This is a genomic window from Hymenobacter montanus (assembly GCF_014699115.1).
Taxonomy (GTDB): Bacteria; Bacteroidota; Bacteroidia; order Cytophagales; family Hymenobacteraceae; genus Hymenobacter; species Hymenobacter montanus.
The window spans coordinates 150,143-169,409 of record NZ_JACXAD010000004.1; the positions used below are offsets into that span (position 1 = coordinate 150,143).

Consider the following 19,267-nt stretch of genomic DNA (forward strand, 5'->3'; position numbering starts at 1 on the left):
CGTTTTTTATGTTCTTGTTTAGGCTAGATAGAGCATGACATTCTAATGGGCTCAAACATGCTCGTTTCTGCGGCAGCTGTGCGGGTATTTTGCGACAGCGTGCAGGTCGCATAGGGTGGGTGGAAGTAGCCGGTAGGTACCGGTCAGGTAGCCGAAGCTTTCAACTAGGACCCAGCTTAACCATAAAAAAGCCGCGTCCCAAGGACCGGGAGCAGGTTTTTTATATTGGAACAGAAGGGCATATTTGTTTTGTTCGCTGTTTCTCTTACCTTTGCACTCCCTTTGGCGAAATGCGCTTAACGGGAATGTTGATCAACGAGTGTAGTTCAAGGGTAGAATAGAGGTCTCCAAAACCTTTGATGGGAGTTCGAATCTCTCCACTCGTGCAAGTTGGGCCAGTCGGTCCATTCCGTGTCGTTTTCAGTGGCAACGCTGTTTTTTCCTCAACCAATGGACAAACTGAGCAATTATTTCCGCGCTACCGTCGAGGAGATGCGCTACAACGTAACGTGGCCTTCGACGACGGAACTGCAAAAGAGTGCCGGCCTCGTGCTGATTGGTTCGTTGGTCTTTGCCATCGTAGTCGGCGTCATGGATATCAGCTTTGAGTCGATACTTAAAGCGTTTTATAACTCGTTTCGCTAATCAGAGTCGAAGATGGGCGAATTGAAATGGTACGTGGTTCGCTCGGTGAGTGGCCAGGAGAAGAAAGCCAAAAACTACCTCGAAACGGAGCTCGGCCGGCATAACCTGACCGAGCTTGTGCCGCAGGTACTGATTCCGGTGGAAAAGGTGTTCGAGATGCGCAACGGCAAGAAGCGCGTCCGCGAGCGGAACCTCTACCCCGGCTACATCATCATCCACGCCGACCTCGGCCACGGTGAAGTTGACCATATCATCACCAGCACGCCGGGCGTGATTGGCTTCTTGGGCGACAAAGACAAGAAAGACGCGGCTAACAACAAGCCCGTTCCCTTGCACATCTCCGAAGTGAACCGCATCCTCGGCATCGTGGATGAAGCCGAGCAACAGACCACCGCTACCCTCGACAAGCCCTACGTAGTGGGCGAGCTCGTGAAAGTAGTGGACGGCCCCTTCAACGGCTTCTCCGGCAACGTGGACGAAGTATTCGAAGAGCGCAAGAAGCTGAACGTAGTGGTGAAGATTTTCGGCCGCTCACAGCCGGTAGAGCTCAGCTATACTCAGGTGGAGAAAGAAGTGTAATTAGAAGAGCTCAGATGTTAGAGCTTAGAACTTAGAGACGTTCTGGCTTCTATATTCTGAGCTCTACTATCTAAGCTCTATAAAAACAACCACGTCAGTTATTCACTCCGAACTGGCGGGGCTTCCAATCAGGAGTTTATACCAACTGAGGCGAGTACGAGTTACGACGTAGGAGCCACAGCCTAATCAATCAAATGGCCAAAGAAATCAAAGGTTATCTGCGTTTGCAGATAAAGGGAGGCGCCGCGAACCCTTCGCCGCCGGTAGGACCTGCACTTGGTAGCAAAGGCTTGAACATCATGGAGTTTTGCAAGCAGTTCAATGCTCGCACCCAAGATAAAGCCGGCCAAGTTTGTCCTGTACTCATCACCATGTACACCGACAAGTCGTTCGACTTCGTAGTGAAGACGGCCCCGGCTCCGGTGCTGCTCATGGAAGCGGCCAAGCTGCAGAGCGGCTCGAAAGAGCCGAACCGTAACAAGGTCGGCTCCGTGACGTGGGACCAGGTCCGCACCATCGCCGAAACCAAAATGGTTGACCTGAACGCCTTCAAGGTGGAAGCCGCCATGAAGCAGGTAGCCGGTACGGCCCGCAGCATGGGTATTACCATCAAGGGCGACTCTCCTTTTGCTGAATAATTAAAAGGAAAACGACAGATGGCAAAAATCAGCAAAAAGCGCAAGGAAGCCCTTGCCAAGCACGACCTGACGGAAGTGCGCAGCCTCCTGGAGGCCGCCAAAGTGGTGAAGGACATCACCTACACCAAATTCGATGCCTCGGTAGATATTGACGTTCGCCTCGGCGTGGACCCCCGCAAAGCGGACCAGATGGTTCGTGGCGTGGCCACCCTGCCCCACGGCACCGGCAAAACCGTTCGCGTGCTGGCCCTGGTTACTCCCGATAAGGAGGCCGAAGCCCTGGCCGCCGGCGCCGACTTCGTAGGTCTGGACGACTACATCTCGAAAATCGAAAAAGGCTGGACCGACATCGACGTCATCATCACCATGCCGGCCGTTATGGCTAAAGTGGGTCGCCTGGGCCGCGTGCTCGGCCCCCGTGGTCTGATGCCGAACCCGAAGTCGGGCACCGTTACGACCGACGTAGCCAAGGCAGTACAGGAAGTGAAGGCTGGTAAAATCGACTTCAAAGTCGACAAAACCGGCATCATTCACTGCTCCGTGGGTAAAGTATCGTTCGACGAGAAGATGCTGGCCGAAAACGCTCTGGAGGTAATCCAGACGCTGGGTCGCCTGAAGCCTTCTTCCTCGAAAGGCACCTACATCCGCAGCATCACCCTGAGCAGCACGATGTCGCCCGCCGTTCCGGTGGACAGCCAAGTCAATTCCGCTAACTAATTAACCCAACCAAACATGACCAGGGAAGAAAAACAAGCCCTCGTGGATGAGTTGAGCGGAAAATTCCAATCGCACAACTCGTTCTACATCGTCGATGCTTCGGTGATGACGGTGGCGAAAATCAACGAGTTTCGTCGTCTGTGCTTCAACCGCGGGATGGAATACAAGGTGTATAAGAACACCTTTATCCGGAAAGCGCTGGACACCCTCGGCCACGATACCTCGGAGATGGATGCCGCGCTGAAAGGTGCTTCGGGCGTGTTGTTCTCGCAGGAGAGCGGCTCGGCTCCGGCCAAGCTGCTGCGCGACTTCTACAAAGCCCAGGCTTACCCCCGCGGGGTTGAGCCCAAGCCCGTGCTGAAAGGCGCTTACGTGGATGCCAGCATCTACCTCGGCTCGAACCAGCTGGAAGGCCTGACCACCATCAAAGGCAAGCAGGAGCTGCTCGGTGAGCTCATCGGCCTGCTGCAGTCGCCTGCCAAGAACGTTATCTCCGCTCTGTCGAGCGGTGGCAACAAGCTGGCTGGCATCCTCAAAACGCTTTCCGAAAAAGAGGCTGCCTAAGCGCCCTGCTCTTTTTCGACTTCAACTTAAATTTTCAACAACACTTTTTTTAACAATCTACAGAAATGGCAGATTTGAAAGCATTCGCTGAGCAGCTCGTAAACCTGACGGTGAAAGAAGTAAACGAATTGGCAGGCATCCTGAAGGACGAGTACGGCATCGAGCCTGCTGCTGCTGCCCCCGTAATGATGGCTAGCAGCGGCGCTGGTGCTGGTGCTGACGAGGCTCCCGAGGAAAAGACGTCGTTCGACGTAATCCTAAAGTCTGCCGGTGGCGCCAAGCTGGCGGTAGTGAAGCTGGTGAAAGACCTGACCGGTCTGGGCCTGAAAGAGGCTAAGGAACTGGTTGACGGTGCTCCCAAGCCCCTGAAAGAAGGCGTAGCCAAGGACGAGGCTGAGTCGCTGAAGAAGCAGCTCGAAGAAGCCGGTGCTGAAGTAGAAGTTAAGTAGTTTCTGCTCCTGAAGCATCTCCGGACCCGCTTCAAATAAGGATTAGACCTGGCAACTTAGCCAGGTCTTTTCCTGTTTGTAGCGTGTCAGCAGCGCGGGCTGGCTAGCCTGCGTTTTTGTGCGTCAGTATCGGTCTGATTTTCAGGCTGGTTGGGGTCGCGGACTTACAGAGTCCGCGTTACTGACCTACCGCTTTTGGTGGTACCCATTTTTACGCTTCCGTGTCCATCTCTTAACTCCCATCGCATTGGCTACACCGAAAGCACAGACGGCCGCCCTGAAGAAAACGGCCGCCGAGCGAATCAATTTCGCCAAGATTAAGAAGGTTATTGAATACCCGGACTTTTTGGACGTGCAGGTACGCTCGTTCCAGGAGTTCTTTCAGTTAGAAACGGCCGCCGAGCGCCGTTCTAACGAGGGATTGTTCAAAGTATTTGCTGAGAACTTTCCGATTTCGGATTCGCGCGAAAACTTCGTGCTCAACTTTATCGATTATCACGTCGACCCGCCGAAATATTCGGTTGACGAGTGCATCGACCGCGGCCTGACCTACTCGGTTCCGCTGAAGGCCAAGCTGCGGCTGATTTGCAATGATAAGGACAACGAGGACTTCGAGACGATCGAGCAGGAGGTGTTCCTCGGGAACATCCCCTACATGACCGTGAAGGGTTCATTCGTTATCAACGGGGCCGAGCGCGTCATCGTATCGCAGCTGCACCGCTCCCCGGGCGTGTTCTTTGCCCAGAGCAAGCACACGAACGGTACCAAGCTGTATTCGGCCCGGATTATCCCGTTCAAGGGCTCGTGGATAGAATTCGCCACGGACGTGAACAACGTGATGTACGCGTACATCGACCGGAAAAAGAAATTCCCGGTGACGACGCTGCTGCGCGCCATCGGCTACGGCACCGACAAAGACATCCTCGATCTGTTCGGGCTGTCGGAAGAGGTGAAGGCCGATAAGAAGAACCTCAAGAAAATCGTGGGCCGCAAGCTGGCCGCCCGGGTGCTGCGCACCTGGACCGAGGACTTCGTGGACGAGGACACCGGTGAAGTGGTGTCTATCGACCGCAACGAGGTGCTGCTGGAGCGCGATGCCACGATTGAGGACGCCGACATCGACGTAATTCTGGAGGCGGGTGCTAAGTCGGTCATCCTGCACCGCGAGAACGTGAACATCGCGGACTTCGCCATTATCTACAACACGCTGCAAAAGGACAACTCCAACTCGGAGAAGGAAGCCGTTGAGCAGATTTACCGTCAGCTTCGAAACACGGAGGCGCCTGACGAAGAAACGGCCCGGGACATCATCCAGAAGCTGTTCTTCTCGGACAAGCGCTACGACCTCGGGGAAGTAGGCCGCTATCGTATCAATAAGAAGCTGCAGATTGGCATGGACCAGGAGTCGCGGGTGCTGACCAACCAGGACATTGTGCTGATTGTAAAGTACCTGATTGGTCTCATCAACTCCAAGGCTATTGTCGACGACATCGACCACCTGAGCAACCGTCGGGTGCGCACGGTAGGGGAGCAGCTCTACGCCCAGTTCGGCGTGGGCCTGGCCCGGATGGCGCGGACCATTAAGGAGCGCATGAACGTGCGCGACAACGAGGACTTTAAGCCGGTGGACCTGATTAACGCCCGAACGCTGTCCAGCGTGATTAACTCGTTCTTCGGCACGAACCAGCTGTCGCAGTTCATGGACCAGACCAACCCGCTGGCCGAGGTGACGCACAAGCGGCGCGTATCGGCCCTTGGGCCGGGAGGTCTGTCGCGGGAGCGCGCAGGCTTCGAAGTGCGCGACGTGCACTACACCCACTACGGCCGGCTGTGCACCATCGAAACGCCGGAAGGACCCAACATCGGGTTGATTTCGTCGCTGTGCGTGCATGCTCGGGTGAATGCCATGGGCTTTATCGAGACGCCTTACCGCGACGTGAAGGGCGGCAAGGTGGACATGAGCGAGAACGTGAAGTTCCTGACGGCGGAGGAAGAGGATACCCACCACATCGCCCAGGCCAACTCCCTGCTCGACGAAAACGGCAACCTGACGCAGGAGCTGGTAAAGGGACGTTTCGAAGGTGACTTCCCCGTGGTGAACCCCACGGAGTATTCCTACATGGACGTAGCCCCGAACCAGATTGTATCGGTGGCGGCTTCGTTGATTCCGTTCCTGGAGCACGACGACGCCAACCGGGCCCTGATGGGCTCGAACATGCAGCGCCAGGCGGTGCCGCTGCTCCGCCCCGAGGCGCCCATCGTGGGCACGGGCCTAGAAGGCCGCATCGCCACCGACTCGCGCACACTGATTATGGCCGAGGGCGAGGGCGTGATTGACTACGTTGACGCCAACAAAATCGTGGTGAAGTACGACCTCACGGAGGACGACATCATGGTGAGCTTCGACGCGGAGCGGATTACGTACGATCTGATCAAGTTCCGCCGCACCAACCAGGACACCTGCCTCAACCTGACGCCGCTCGTGAAGCGCGGCGAGCGGGTAACCAAAGGCCAGGCGCTCTGCGAAGGCTACGGCACCAACCAAGGCGAACTTGCTCTGGGTCGCAACATGCAGGTGGCCTTCATGCCGTGGCAGGGCTACAACTTCGAGGACGCCATCGTCATCTCGGAGCGCGTGGTGCGCGACGACATCTTCACCTCGATTCACATTGAGGAGTTTGAGCTGGAAGTGCGCGAGACCAAGCGTGGCGAGGAGGAACTGACTTCGGAAATTCCGAACGTGAGCGAAGAAGCCGTCCGCAACCTCGACGACAACGGCATCATCCGCCTCGGGGCCGAAGTAAAGGAAGGCGACATCCTGATTGGCAAAATCACCCCAAAAGGGGAGACCGATCCTACTCCGGAGGAAAAGCTGCTGCGCGCCATCTTTGGCGATAAGGCCGGCGACGTGAAGGATGCCTCGCTGAAGGCGCCGCCCTCTCTGCAGGGGGTAGTTATCGGCACCAAGCTCTTCTCGCGGCCCAAGAAAGACAAAAACCTGCGGGCCAAGTCGAAGAAGGAAGTCGAAGACCTGAAGGATAAGTACGCGCAGGAGCTCCGCGGTGTGAAGGCAGTGATGATTGACAAGCTCGTGCAGCTGCTGGAAGGCAAGACGTCGCAGGGCATCAAGCACCGCTTTGGCGAGGAGATGATTGCCAAGGGCGTGAAGTTCAATCGCAAGAACATCACCGAAGGGTTGTTCCCCGAGAAAAACCCCTACAAGGACGAGAGCAACTACGCCGTTCCGGAAGAAGTGAACCTATTCAAGGACCTGATTCTGGAGGGCTGGACGGCTGATGCCCGGGTAAATGGCTTGGTGCTGGAGCTGGTGCGTAATTACGCCAAGCGCCGCAACACCATTACCGCGAAGTTCAAGCGGCAGCGCTTCACCCTGGAAGTAGGCGATGAGCTCCCGGCGGGCATCGTGCAGTTGGCTAAAGTATACATCGCCAAGAAGCGCAAGCTGAAAGTGGGCGATAAAATGGCCGGCCGCCACGGTAACAAAGGGGTAGTTGCCCGCATCGTGCGCGATGAGGACATGCCCTTCCTGCCGGATGGTACGCCCATGGACATCGTGCTGAACCCGCTCGGGGTACCAAGCCGCATGAACATCGGCCAGATTTACGAAACCGTACTCGGCTGGGCGGGTCTGAAAATGGGTCGCACCTACGCTACCCCCATTTTCGACGGTGCTACCGAGGACGAAGTTGCCCGTGAGCTGGCCGAAGCAGGCCTGCCCGAGTGGGGCCGCGCCTACTTGCACGACGGCTTGACGGGCGACCGTTTCGACCAGCCGGTGACCGTGGGCGTGATTTACATGCTCAAGCTGGGCCACTTGGTTGACGACAAGATGCACGCTCGTTCCATCGGGCCGTACTCGCTCATCACGCAGCAGCCGCTGGGTGGTAAGGCCCAGTTCGGTGGCCAGCGCTTCGGCGAGATGGAGGTGTGGGCACTGGAGGCCTTCGGGGCTTCCAACGTCCTCCAGGAAATCCTGACGGTGAAGTCGGACGACGTGGTCGGCCGCGCCAAAGCGTACGAGGCCATTGTAAAAGGCGACGTACTGCCCAAGCCGAATATCCCCGAGTCGTTCAACGTGCTGCTCCACGAACTGCGTGGCCTGGCCCTCGAAATCACGATGGAATAGTATTAGATGTTGGTTGCTTGTTGTCAGTTGTTAGCCTGGCGCAAAGACTTCCTGATAACGAGCAACTAACATTTAAAATCCTGCTGGCAAGCAATAGGGAGGCGCTGATTGAGCGACTCCGGTAATAAAGGTGAGAAAACGCTTCGGTGAAAGAAGCTGGGGAAGCGGTTCCGAGATATGGTCAGTTCAGCACTAAAATTCCTCAAGTACCCTAATCGGAGGCCTTCTCACGATTTAGCTCTGCCAGTCAGACTTAATAATCCGACCTTTTAAAGGAGTTTTTGCCAAACATACCTATCTGTTCTGCAAAGGCACTTTTCTAAGTGTCAAACTGTTTGATTCTCTTGCGCTCTTCTGGCGAAGAGTGAGGAAACAAACAGCTCAAAGCCAACAGCTAACAGCTTAAAACCAATCAAATGGCTTTCGCAAAAAATAAGAAACTGGTTCAGGACTTCTCCAAAGTCACCATCTCCCTGGCCTCGCCCGAAGCAATTCTGGAGCGTAGCACCGGCGAGGTTGTGAAGCCTGAAACCATCAATTACCGCACCTACAAGCCCGAGATGGGCGGCTTGTTCTGCGAGCGGATTTTCGGTCCGGTAAAGGACTGGGAATGCCACTGCGGCAAGTACAAGCGCATCCGCTACAAGGGCATCATCTGCGACCGCTGCGGCGTGGAGGTGACCGAGAAGAAGGTGCGCCGGGAGCGCATGGGCCACATCGAGCTGGTGGTGCCCGTAGCGCACATCTGGTACTTCAAGTCGCTCCCCAATAAAATCGGCTACCTGCTGGGCCTGCCCACCAAGAAGCTCGACCAAATCATCTATTACGAGCGCTACGTCGTCGTTCAGCCCGGTACGCTGGCTGAAGAAGGCGTGCAGGTGCTCGACTTCCTCACCGAGGACGAATACCTGGACATCATCGACAAGCTCCCCCGGGAGAACCAGATGCTGCCCAATGAGGACCCCAACAAGTTCATCGCCCGCATGGGAGCCGATGCCCTGCACATGCTGCTGGAGCGCATCAACCTGGACGAGCTGAGCTACTCGCTGCGGGACTCCGCCGCCCACGAAACTTCGCAGCAGCGGAAAGCCGAGGCCCTGAAGCGCCTGCGCGTGGTAGAAGCCTTCCGCGACGCCGCTACCCGCATCGAGAACAAGCCTGAGTGGATGGTTATCCGCATGGTGCCGGTTATTCCGCCGGAGCTGCGCCCCCTCGTGCCATTGGATGGTGGCCGTTTCGCCACGTCTGACCTGAACGACCTGTACCGCCGCGTTATCATCCGCAACAACCGCCTCAAGCGCCTGATTGAAATCAAGGCGCCGGAGGTGATTCTGCGGAACGAGAAGCGCATGCTGCAGGAAGCCGTGGACTCGCTGTTCGACAACTCGCGCAAGGTGAATGCCGTGCGGGCCGAAGGCAACCGCGCCCTGAAGTCGCTGTCCGACATGCTGAAAGGCAAGCAGGGCCGCTTCCGTCAGAACCTGCTCGGTAAGCGGGTTGACTACTCAGGCCGTTCGGTAATTGTGGTAGGCCCTGAGTTGAAGCTGCACGAGTGTGGCCTGCCCAAGAACATGGCGGCCGAGCTGTTCAAGCCCTTTATCATCCGCAAGCTCATCGAGCGCGGCATTGTGAAGACGGTGAAGTCAGCCAAGAAAATCGTGGACCGCAAGGACGCCGTGGTGTGGGACATCCTGGAGAACGTGCTGAAAGGCCACCCCGTGCTGCTTAACCGGGCTCCTACGCTGCACCGCCTGGGCATTCAGGCCTTCCAGCCGCGCCTCATCGAGGGCAAGGCTATCCAGCTGCACCCCCTCGTTTGTACGGCCTTCAACGCTGACTTCGACGGTGACCAGATGGCTGTGCACGTGCCCCTAGGGCCGGCCGCGATCTTGGAAGCCTCCATGCTCATGCTGGCCTCGCACAACATCCTGAACCCCGCCAACGGCGCGCCCATCGCGGTGCCGTCGCAGGACATGGTTCTGGGGCTGTACTACGTAACCAAAGGCAAGCGCAGCACCGAGAACGAGAAAATTCTCGGCGAAGGCCGGGTGTTCTACTCGGACGAAGAGGTTGTTATCGCCATCAACGAAGGCCAGCTCTCGAAGCACGCCTACATTAAAGTGCGTACCAAGGTGCGCGACGAGAACGACGACCTGGTAACTAAGGTCGTGGAGACCGTCGCGGGCCGGGTGCTGTTCAACCAGCTCGTGCCCGAGGAAGTTGGTTTCGTAGATGAGCTGCTGACTAAGAAGAAGCTCCAGCAAATTATTTCGCTGGTGTTCAAGCGCACGGGCATGGCCCGCACTGCGCAGTTCCTGGACGACATCAAGACTCTGGGCTTCCAGTCGGCCTATAAAGGTGGCTTGAGCATGGGCTTGGGTGACATCCAGATTCCAAAGGAGAAAGATGAGCTGGTGCTGCAGGCGCAGAACGACGTGAAAGCCGTGACGCAGAACTACCAGATGGGTCTGATTACCGACAACGAGCGTTACAACCAGGTTATCGACATCTGGACGCGCATCAACAACCAGATCACGGAAACGTTGATGGGCCGCCTGGAGCGCGAAAACCAGGGCTTCAACTCCATCTACATGATGATGCACTCGGGAGCCCGCGGCTCGCGTGAGCAGATCCGTCAGCTCGGTGGGATGCGGGGCCTGATGGCCAAGCCGCAGAAGTCGCTGCAAGGCTCGATTGGGGAGATTATCGAAAACCCGATTCTGTCTAACTTCAAAGAAGGCCTGGACGTAATCGAGTACTTCATCTCCACCCACGGCGCCCGGAAGGGGCTGGCTGACACGGCTCTGAAGACGGCGGACGCCGGCTACCTGACTCGTCGTCTGGTAGACGTTTCGCAGGACGTAATCGTGAACGAGCAAGACTGCGGGACCCTGCGCGGCATCGAGACTTTCGCCTTGAAAGACAACGAGGACATCGTGGAGCCGCTGTCGGAGCGTATCCTCGGCCGCGTGACCGTGCACGACATCATCGACCCGAACACTAACGAGGTGCTGCTGACGTCGGGCTCGGAAATCAAGGAAGACCTCACGCGTCGCATCGATGCCGCTGGTATCGAGTCGGTGGAAATCCGCTCGGTGCTGACCTGCGAGAGCAAGCGGGGTATCTGCGCCAAGTGCTACGGCCGCAACCTAGCTTCGGGCCGCATGGTGCAGCGGGGCGAGGCCGTCGGGGTTATTGCCGCGCAGTCGATTGGTGAGCCCGGCACGCAGCTGACCCTGCGGACCTTCCACGTCGGTGGTACGGCTTCTAACATTGCCGTGGAGTCGAGCATCAAGGCCAAGTTCGCCGGTGTAGTAGAGTTCGAAGACGTTCGTACCGTGGCCACCACGCTGCCCGAGGGGCAGAAGGGAGCGGTGGTAATGGGCCGCTCGGGCGAAATCCGCATCGTGGAGAAAGGCACCGGCCGCGTCTTCACTACCAACCACGTTCCCTACGGCTCGTTCATGCTGGTAGAGGAAGGACAGGAAGTGGAGAAAGGCCAGGAGTTGAACACCTGGGACCCGTACAACGCCGTTATTTTGGCGGAGTTCGACGGTACCGTGCAGTTCGACGCCATCACCGAAGGTGTGACCTACCGCGAGGAGTCGGACGAACAGACCGGCCACCGCGAGAAAGTCATCATCGAATCGAAGGCCAAGGACCAGAACCCGTCCATCATTGTGCGCCCCGGTAAGAAGGGTGACGTGGAAGGCCAGAAGGCGTACAGCATTCCGGTGGGCTCGCACTTGAACGTGGAGAACAACGAGAAAATCTCCGCCGGTCATATCCTGGCGAAGATTCCGCGCTCCGTGGGCAAAACCCGCGACATTACCGGTGGTCTGCCCCGCGTTACCGAGCTGTTCGAAGCCCGTAACCCGTCGAACCCGGCCGTAGTATCGGAAATCGACGGCGTGGTAACCTATGGCACCGTGAAGCGTGGCAACCGGGAAATCTTCGTGGAGTCAAAAGACGGCGTCAAGAAGAAGTACATGGTGCCGCTGTCGAAGCACATCCTGGTGCAGGACAACGACTTCATCCGCGCCGGCATGCCGCTGTCGGATGGCGCCATCACGCCTTCGGACATTCTGAGCATTCAGGGTCCCGGGGCCGTGCAGGAGTACCTCGTGAACGAGATTCAGGAAGTGTACCGCTTGCAAGGGGTGAAAATCAACGACAAGCACATCGAGGTGGTCGTCCGCCAGATGATGCAGAAGGTGGTAATCCTCGATGCCGGTGACACCTCGTTCCTCGAAAATCAGGTGATTGACAAAATCATCTTCATGGCCGAGAACGACATGATTATCGACATGAAAGTGGTCACCGATGCTGGCGACTCGACCAGCCTGAAGCCTGGTCAGATTGTAACGGCCCGCCGCCTCCGCGACGAGAACAGCAGCCTGAAGCGCCGCGACCTCGCCCTCGTGCAAGTGCGCGACGCCCAGCCCGCCGTTTCGCGGCCCACGCTGCAAGGCATCACGCAGGCGTCGTTGGGCACGGCCTCGTTCATCTCGGCCGCTTCCTTCCAGGAGACGACCAAGGTGCTGAGCGAAGCTGCTATCCGCGGCAAAGCCGACCAGCTCCTAGGCCTGAAGGAGAACGTAATCGTCGGTCACCTCATCCCGGCCGGTACTGGCTTGCGCGAGTACACGCGTCAGGTAGTAGGTTCGAAAGAGGAAATGGAGGCTGCCCAAGCTGCCCAGGCCGCCGAAGCTACCGCTCCCACCAAGCGGCCCAGCCGCGCTGGCAAACGCGAAATGCTGGCTGAGTAAACTGTTGTAGGTTTGTAATGGAAAAGCCGACTGGGGTAAACCGGTCGGCTTTTTCTTTGTCTAAATCTTCGTATAAATGAAACTCCCGTTGCTTTTAGGCTTATTCATTCTTCTAACCGGCTGTTCTATGGATTCCAAACATTCATCATTGCGAGAAACTGTAAAGTCAAAGTATCAAGTGGGACAAGTATGGACATACACTACCCGCTCATCAGAGCCTGATGCAAAGTTGACGATTGTTAAAGTTGAGGGTCAAGACAGCATTGGCAACATTATCCACGTTTACGTGAGCAATGTGAAGATTAAAACGTCATTGGATCCTGATAAGTACAGTGAGACGATTTCGCATATGCCTTTTTCTGAAGCTGCTATTGATTCAAGTGTGACTAAGCAAATCGGAACAGTAACTAAGCTTCCTGATTTCAAGGCAGGCTACGATGAATGGCGTCGAAGCTTCGATGCTGGCCATGCTGGAGTGTTTACCATTACAGTTGGAAAGGCAGTAGAATACATGGAAACAGCTGTGCTGAATGGGCATAAGACTAAGGATTAGCCAATACATGACTGAAACTTCGTACAAGACATTGCTACGCAGCCAACTGACCAAAATCCTGACCCGAATGCCATCAACATTGAGCGAGGGCGAATACGCTAACCTCGCCATGATTGCGTATAGCAACAGCGAGTTCGTAATTGACTTCATCCACAAGTAGCAAGCTACTCAAACCAAAAAACTCTGGCCCGCGTTACCTTTACACTATGGCAACGTCATTCACCTTAAATCATTCTCGGCCTACCGCGTTCGTGGTGCGCCGCGTGCCCGGCAAGATAAACGCCAGCGCGGTGCGGCTGGTAAAGCCCGCCACGGCTCGTGGCATGGAGATGACAAAACAGGAAGCGGCCGTGTTCTTCGCAGCCTGCGAAGCACCGTTGCGAGCGGAGATAAACATTTTTGAACACTTGCCCGAAGTGGCCCAATGGTTCAAGAAATAGATGATGACAGACCGGGTCTGCCTGCGCAGATTCGCATCGAGCCGCTTGGTCCTCAGCATGACCGGGCGGCTTTTGTTTGCTCCAAGCCCCATCTGACGCAATATTTTACTGGCGACTCGGCGGCCAAGCGTACCCTCGACCAAGATTTGAAGTATGGGCTGGCGCGCCCGTTTGTGTTGGTAGATGGTGGTAATGGGGAAGTGCTGGGCTATTTCACGCTCTGCAATCAGTCTATCTCCAAAGACTCATTACCCAAAAAAGTAGCGGCCAAGCTGGGCTACCGCGAAGTACCAACTGTTCTGCTTGGCCGGATGGCCGTGAGCGAAAAGCTGGCAGGGCAGGGTTTGGGTAGTAAGTTGCTGACCGCCGCCCTGCTCCAAGCCTACCAGATTACCGATGGTGGCAAAGGCTGCTACGCCGTAGTACTCGATGCGGGTGAGGAAAGCTTACTGCATTGGTACGGCAAGCGTGGGTTTGTGCCCGCGCCCACGGACCAGCAGCCCCGCCGTATGGTGATGTCGATGGCTATCATCCGCGAAGAAATAATTAACCGTTTACCTTAACTACCTCATGCACCCAACTGACCAAAACCCCGACCCGAACGCCATCAACATCGAGCTTTCCGAAGCTATGGCCGAGGGCGAATACGCTAACCTCGCCATGATTGCGCATAGCAACAGCGAGTTCGTAATTGACTTTATCCGCATGATGCCGGGCCTGCCCAAAGCCAAGGTGAAGGCGCGCATCGTCGTGACGCCCGAGCACGCCAAGCGGTTGCTGCAGGCACTAACGGAAAACGTCGAGCGGTTCGAGGCCGCCTTCGGGGCCATCAAAATGCAGAACGAAGCCCCAAGCTACCCCATGAACTTCGGCGGCGCGGTCGGGGAGGCGTAGGCTGAACATCACACGCCCGCTGCGAAAGCACTTTCATTGAAGAATGAAGGTGCTTTTTCGTATAGCTCACTTCGGGAACCTCACCCCTAACCTCCGGTTCGCTTTATGCGCGAAGCCACAGGAGAGGGGGCACCGGTCATGCACTGGTTGAAATCGTCAGGCTTCCCCTCTCTTGGGAGAGGGGGCCGGGGGGTGAGGTCCCGGCAGTGGGACTTTCGACAAGAAGCTAAAAATTAACATCCTCACTGTGTTTGCTATTGCAATGAAATAATCTTACCTTTGCAAGCCAAATTTTAGGGGCAAACGGCTCCAAACAAACCATTCGCTAAATGCCAACCATCAATCAGTTAGTACGGAAAGGCCGTGAGGCTTTGACTACCAAGTCGAAGTCGCCCGCTCTTGATTCGTGCCCGCAGCGTCGGGGCGTGTGCACCCGTGTGTACACCACCACGCCTAAGAAGCCGAACTCGGCTATGCGCAAAGTGGCCCGTGTGCGCCTTACCAACGGTAAGGAAGTGAACGCATACATCCCCGGTGAAGGCCACAACCTGCAGGAACACAGCATCGTGCTGATTCGTGGAGGCCGGGTTAAAGACTTGCCAGGGGTTCGCTACCACATTATCCGTGGCGCCCTGGACACCGCCGGTGTAAACGGCCGGACCCAGCGTCGTTCGAAGTACGGCGCCAAGCGTCCGAAGCCCGGCCAACCCGCCGCAACGGGCAAAGGCGGCAAACCAGCTCCCGGCAAAAAGAAATAATTATTAGGGGCTTGGGGTCTTGGGGACTTAGGGACTTGGTTTTGAGCCAGGTTCAACACTAAGTCCCCAAGACCCCGAGACCCCAAGTCCCTAACACCAATCATGAGAAAGTCAAAACCGAAGAAGCGCATCTTGCTGCCGGATCCGAAGTACAAGGAGACGCTGGTAACCCGTTTCGTGAATTACATGATGTACGACGGCAAGAAAAACCTGGCGTACACCATCTTCTACGACGCCTGCGACCTCGTGGAGCAGCGCACCAAGGAGAATGGCCTCGAAATGTGGCGTAAGGCCTTGAACAACGTGATGCCCACCGTGGAAGTGAAGAGCCGCCGCGTAGGGGGCGCCACTTTCCAGGTTCCGATTGAAGTGCGCGCCGACCGCCGCATTTCGGTAGGTGCCAAGTGGATGATTCAGTACGCTCGTCGTCGTGGAGAGAAAACCATGAAGGACAAGCTGGCTGGTGAAATCATCGCCGCCGCCAAGGGAGAAGGTGCCGCCGTTAAGAAAAAGGACGACACCCACCGCATGGCCGAGGCCAATAAGGCCTTCTCGCACTTCCGTTTCTAACTAATAAGTGACGAGGTAATGAGGTGATGGGGTAATGAAGGAGGCCATTTTGATGTTGCCGACTTGATTTCTCCATCACCTCATTACTTCATTGTCTCATCACTAACCACCATGGCCGTTAATAAAGACCTACAATACCTCCGCAACATCGGGATTATGGCGCACATCGACGCCGGTAAGACCACGACGTCGGAGCGTATTCTGTACTACACGGGTAAAACCCACAAAATCGGGGAAGTGCACGATGGTGCCGCCACGATGGACTGGATGGAGCAGGAGCAGGAGCGCGGCATCACGATTACCTCGGCTGCCACGACCACCTTCTGGAACTATCCGACCGACGTTAAGGGCGACCCTACTTCGGAAACCAAGCAGTATAAAATCAACCTGATCGACACTCCCGGCCACGTGGACTTCACGGTGGAAGTAGAGCGCTCGCTGCGCGTACTCGACGGGGCCGTGGCCTTGTTCTGCGCCGTGTCGGGCGTGGAGCCCCAGTCGGAGACGGTATGGCGTCAGGCCGACAAATACAAAGTGCCCCGTATCTGCTTCGTCAACAAGATGGACCGGGCGGGCGCGGACTTCTTCAAAGCCGTTAGCGAAATCAAAGACAAGCTGGGGGCCAACCCCGTGCCGTTGCAGATTCCGATTGGCGCAGAAGACACCTTTAAAGGCGCTGTGGATTTGCTGACTGGCAAAGCCATTGTGTGGGACGATGCCACCGAAGGCAAGTCGTACAGCGAAATCCCCGTGCCCGAGGATTTGGTGGAGACGGTGGCCGAATGGCGTCAGAAGCTCGTGGAAAGCGTAGCGGAGTATGACGATGCGCTGCTGGAGAAATTCTTCGACAACCCCGACTCCATTACCCGGGAGGAAATGATGGTTGTTATCCGCAAGGCGGTTATCGACATGAAGTTTTCGCCGGTATTGTGCGGTTCGGCCTTCAAAAACAAGGGCGTACAGACCATGCTGGATGCCGTTATGGCCTTCCTGCCTTCGCCCCTCGACATGCCCGCCATCGTTGGTACCCACCCCGATAGCGGCACTGAGCTGGAGCGTCATCCCGACAACGACGAGCCTTTCACGGCTTTGGCGTTCAAAATCGCTACTGACCCCTTCGTCGGTCGGCTGTGCTTCTTCCGCTGCTACAGCGGGGTGCTGGAATCGGGCTCCTACGTGCTTAACAACCGTACCGGCAAGAAGGAGCGGATCTCGCGCCTCATGCAGATGCACTCCAACAAGCAGAACCCGATTGACCGCATTCAGGCGGGCGACATCGCGGCGGGGGTTGGTTTCAAAGACATCAAAACCGGCGACACGCTGACCGACGAGAAGAACCCCATCATTCTGGAGTCGATGAGCTTCCCCGAGCCGGTAATCGGCTACGCCATCGAGCCGAAGACGCAGGCCGACGTGGACAAAATGGGCATGGCCATCGCCAAGCTCATTGAGGAAGACCCCACGCTGAAAGTGAACACCGACCCTGAGACTGGTCAGACGGTGTTGCGGGGCATGGGCGAGCTCCACTTGGAAATCATCATCGACCGCATGCGTCGGGAATTCAAAGTGGAAATCAACCAGGGTGCTCCTCAGGTTGCATACAAAGAGATTCTCACGAAGAAGGTTGAGCACCGCGAAACCTATAAGAAGCAGACGGGTGGCCGCGGTAAATTCGGCGACATCGTGTTTGAACTCGGCCCGAAAGAGACCGAGCCGGAAAAGCCCGGCTTCGAGTTTGAAAACGCCATCGTAGGTGGGGTTATCCCGCGCGAATTCATTCCGCCGATTCAGAAAGGCTTTGAAGAGGCCATGCGTCAGGGTCCGTTGGCTGGTTTCCCGGTCGAGGGCATGAAAGTGCGCCTGTTCCATGGTTCGTTCCACGACGTTGACTCGGATGCCTTGTCGTTCGAACTAGCTGCTCGGGGTGGTTTCCGCGAGGCGGCCCGTCAGGCTGGTCCCAAGCTGCTCGAGCCCATCATGGCCGTTGAGGTAGTATGCCCCGACGAGTACACCGGCCCCGTAACCGGTGACTTGAACCGTCGGCGTGGCTTGATGAAAGGCATGGACACCAAAGGTGGTGCTCAGGTTATCAAAGCTGATGTTCCGTTGTCGGAGCTGTTCGGCTACGTAACGGCCCTGCGGACGATTTCGTCGGGTCGGGCTTCGGCTTCGCTCACGTTCTCGCACTACGAGCAAGTTCCCAGCAACCTGGCCGACGCCATTGTTGCTAAAACCAAAGGAGGTAAATAACACCGGTCACTAATTGGTCAATCGGACCAAAAACCCTAATGAATCAGAAAATTCGCATCAAGCTGAAGTCCTACGACCACAACCTCGTGGACAAATCGGCCGAGAAAATCGTGAAAGCAGTGAAGGCCACCGGTGCCATCGTGAGCGGTCCGATTCCTTTGCCGACCCAAAAAGAGAAGTTCACCGTGTTGCGCTCGCCCCACGTGAACAAGAAGAGCCGGGAGCAGTTCCAGCTTTGTACTTATAAGCGCCTCGTGGATATCTTCTCGACTTCGTCGAAGACGGTGGATGCCCTGATGAAGCTGGAATTGCCCAGCGGCGTGGATGTGGAAATCAAAGTCTGATTTTTAGCGGAAAGCAATAAAAAAGCCCCTTAGCACGCTAAGGGGCTTTTTTATTGCTTTACAGTCTGGCTTCAGGTAAGTATTTCCCATGATACAAAAACAGCGACTACACAGCGGGTATTCGCGGCTCCCGGGAAGATTCGCCGCTTCGTTGTATGGTACAGAATAAGCAAATGGCCTTATGCTGAGGCATTGTTACGCCTGCTTTACAGCAATGAACTAACGGCAAGCAGGCCCACAGCTGAGAGGGCTACAGCTTACCACAGGGGACTTGCACGGATATAAGTTTAAGGATACATTTGTTAGCGAGGAGAAATACTTATGGTTAAATTTAGCAACAAAGAAAGTTAGTGTATAATAAAATTGTTCTGTTATTACTATAAACTTGATACTCTGAAACTTATGAGAACAACAGCGCCTGCTATTCAAATGATTAGCTTACAACAAGCTTTTTAACGCTATTTACTGGTATAGATTCCAGTATTCAAAGCACCTTAGAATCGTCTATAATCACGAAATAGGCAGCATTAGATTTAAACCTAGCCTGGTAGGATGAATCTAAGCAGTGGGAATAGAGCCGATTCGGACCAATACGCCCACGCCCCGGTTTAACTAGTGTCTTCTGTTCCCAAAACTCACGTGAACAGAAACTGTGGGTGAGCATTGACAGCTTAAACCCCGCTCTTTAGACTGCCCAAGCTGGTATTGGGCGAATTACTATCCAGAACCTCCAGGGCCGGGGTAGCTTTGTAATAAGCTATTTGTACTATATCTATTTTCTGCTACCGCAGGATAAATTAAGAGTCTATCATTATTCTATTTTATAAATTTTTTTATAAATGGAGCATGTTCTACGCTTCACGGCAAGGTATGTCGGCTGGCCAATTTCTTCAGCATTTTCCTCTTTAGAATCGACCACTCGCAGGGAGATTTTAAGGGGCTTAGTGCCG

At 55.8% G+C, this 19,267-nt stretch carries 17 protein-coding genes and 1 tRNA gene; all 18 read left to right on the forward strand.

Features of this window, described 5'->3' with window-relative positions; translation table 11 throughout:
• The first annotated feature begins 315 nt into the window (after window positions 1-315).
• Window positions 316-386 (forward strand) — tRNA-Trp (locus IC235_RS04875).
• Window positions 387-450: 64 nt separating this feature from the next.
• Complete coding sequence (gene secE / locus IC235_RS04880; RefSeq protein WP_191004051.1) at window positions 451-645, forward strand: preprotein translocase subunit SecE; 195 nt, start codon at window positions 451-453, stop codon at window positions 643-645.
• Between the two features lie 12 nt (window positions 646-657).
• Window positions 658-1,224 (forward strand): transcription termination/antitermination protein NusG, encoded by a 567-nt coding sequence (nusG, locus tag IC235_RS04885; RefSeq protein ID WP_068191701.1) that lies wholly within the window; start codon window positions 658-660, stop codon window positions 1,222-1,224.
• A gap of 194 nt (window positions 1,225-1,418) precedes the next feature.
• Entirely contained in the window at window positions 1,419-1,862 is a 444-nt protein-coding gene (gene rplK, locus IC235_RS04890; protein ID WP_191004052.1) for a 50S ribosomal protein L11, read from the forward strand.
• A gap of 18 nt (window positions 1,863-1,880) precedes the next feature.
• Complete coding sequence (gene rplA, locus IC235_RS04895; RefSeq protein WP_191004053.1) at window positions 1,881-2,579, forward strand: 50S ribosomal protein L1; 699 nt, start codon at window positions 1,881-1,883, stop codon at window positions 2,577-2,579.
• A gap of 15 nt (window positions 2,580-2,594) precedes the next feature.
• Window positions 2,595-3,143, forward strand: a complete 549-nt coding sequence (rplJ, locus tag IC235_RS04900) for a 50S ribosomal protein L10 (protein WP_191004054.1) — start codon at window positions 2,595-2,597, stop codon at window positions 3,141-3,143.
• 65 nt (window positions 3,144-3,208) lie between these two features.
• On the forward strand, window positions 3,209-3,592 hold the full coding sequence (rplL, locus tag IC235_RS04905) for a 50S ribosomal protein L7/L12 (RefSeq protein WP_191004055.1): 384 nt from the start codon (window positions 3,209-3,211) through the stop codon (window positions 3,590-3,592).
• Between the two features lie 277 nt (window positions 3,593-3,869).
• Window positions 3,870-7,739, forward strand: a complete 3,870-nt coding sequence (gene rpoB / locus IC235_RS04910) for a DNA-directed RNA polymerase subunit beta (protein ID WP_191004146.1) — start codon at window positions 3,870-3,872, stop codon at window positions 7,737-7,739.
• Between the two features lie 416 nt (window positions 7,740-8,155).
• Window positions 8,156-12,508 (forward strand): DNA-directed RNA polymerase subunit beta', encoded by a 4,353-nt coding sequence (gene rpoC, locus IC235_RS04915; protein ID WP_191004056.1) that lies wholly within the window; start codon window positions 8,156-8,158, stop codon window positions 12,506-12,508.
• A gap of 127 nt (window positions 12,509-12,635) precedes the next feature.
• Window positions 12,636-13,061 (forward strand): hypothetical protein, encoded by a 426-nt coding sequence (locus IC235_RS04920; protein ID WP_191004057.1) that lies wholly within the window; start codon window positions 12,636-12,638, stop codon window positions 13,059-13,061.
• Between the two features lie 7 nt (window positions 13,062-13,068).
• On the forward strand, window positions 13,069-13,221 hold the full coding sequence (locus IC235_RS21965) for a DUF3467 domain-containing protein (protein ID WP_223847087.1): 153 nt from the start codon (window positions 13,069-13,071) through the stop codon (window positions 13,219-13,221).
• 46 nt (window positions 13,222-13,267) lie between these two features.
• Window positions 13,268-13,501 carry a hypothetical protein gene (locus IC235_RS04930; RefSeq protein ID WP_191004058.1) on the forward strand — a complete coding sequence of 78 codons (234 nt, stop codon included), beginning with the start codon at window positions 13,268-13,270 and terminating at the stop codon, window positions 13,499-13,501.
• Complete coding sequence (locus IC235_RS04935; RefSeq protein ID WP_191004059.1) at window positions 13,486-14,064, forward strand: GNAT family N-acetyltransferase; 579 nt, start codon at window positions 13,486-13,488, stop codon at window positions 14,062-14,064. The genes IC235_RS04930 and IC235_RS04935 overlap by 16 nt, the downstream gene beginning before the upstream one ends.
• 7 nt (window positions 14,065-14,071) lie before the next feature.
• Entirely contained in the window at window positions 14,072-14,395 is a 324-nt protein-coding gene (locus IC235_RS04940) for a DUF3467 domain-containing protein (protein ID WP_191004060.1), read from the forward strand.
• Window positions 14,396-14,724: 329 nt separating this feature from the next.
• Entirely contained in the window at window positions 14,725-15,153 is a 429-nt protein-coding gene (gene rpsL, locus IC235_RS04945) for a 30S ribosomal protein S12 (protein ID WP_190925666.1), read from the forward strand.
• 102 nt (window positions 15,154-15,255) lie between these two features.
• Window positions 15,256-15,723 (forward strand): 30S ribosomal protein S7, encoded by a 468-nt coding sequence (gene rpsG / locus IC235_RS04950; RefSeq protein WP_046245256.1) that lies wholly within the window; start codon window positions 15,256-15,258, stop codon window positions 15,721-15,723.
• A 111-nt stretch (window positions 15,724-15,834) separates the two neighbouring features.
• Window positions 15,835-17,973, forward strand: coding sequence for an elongation factor G (gene fusA, locus IC235_RS04955; RefSeq protein WP_191004061.1), 2,139 nt, complete (start codon window positions 15,835-15,837; stop codon window positions 17,971-17,973).
• A gap of 38 nt (window positions 17,974-18,011) precedes the next feature.
• Entirely contained in the window at window positions 18,012-18,317 is a 306-nt protein-coding gene (gene rpsJ, locus IC235_RS04960; RefSeq protein ID WP_035567915.1) for a 30S ribosomal protein S10, read from the forward strand.
• The last annotated feature ends 950 nt before the right edge of the window (window positions 18,318-19,267 follow it).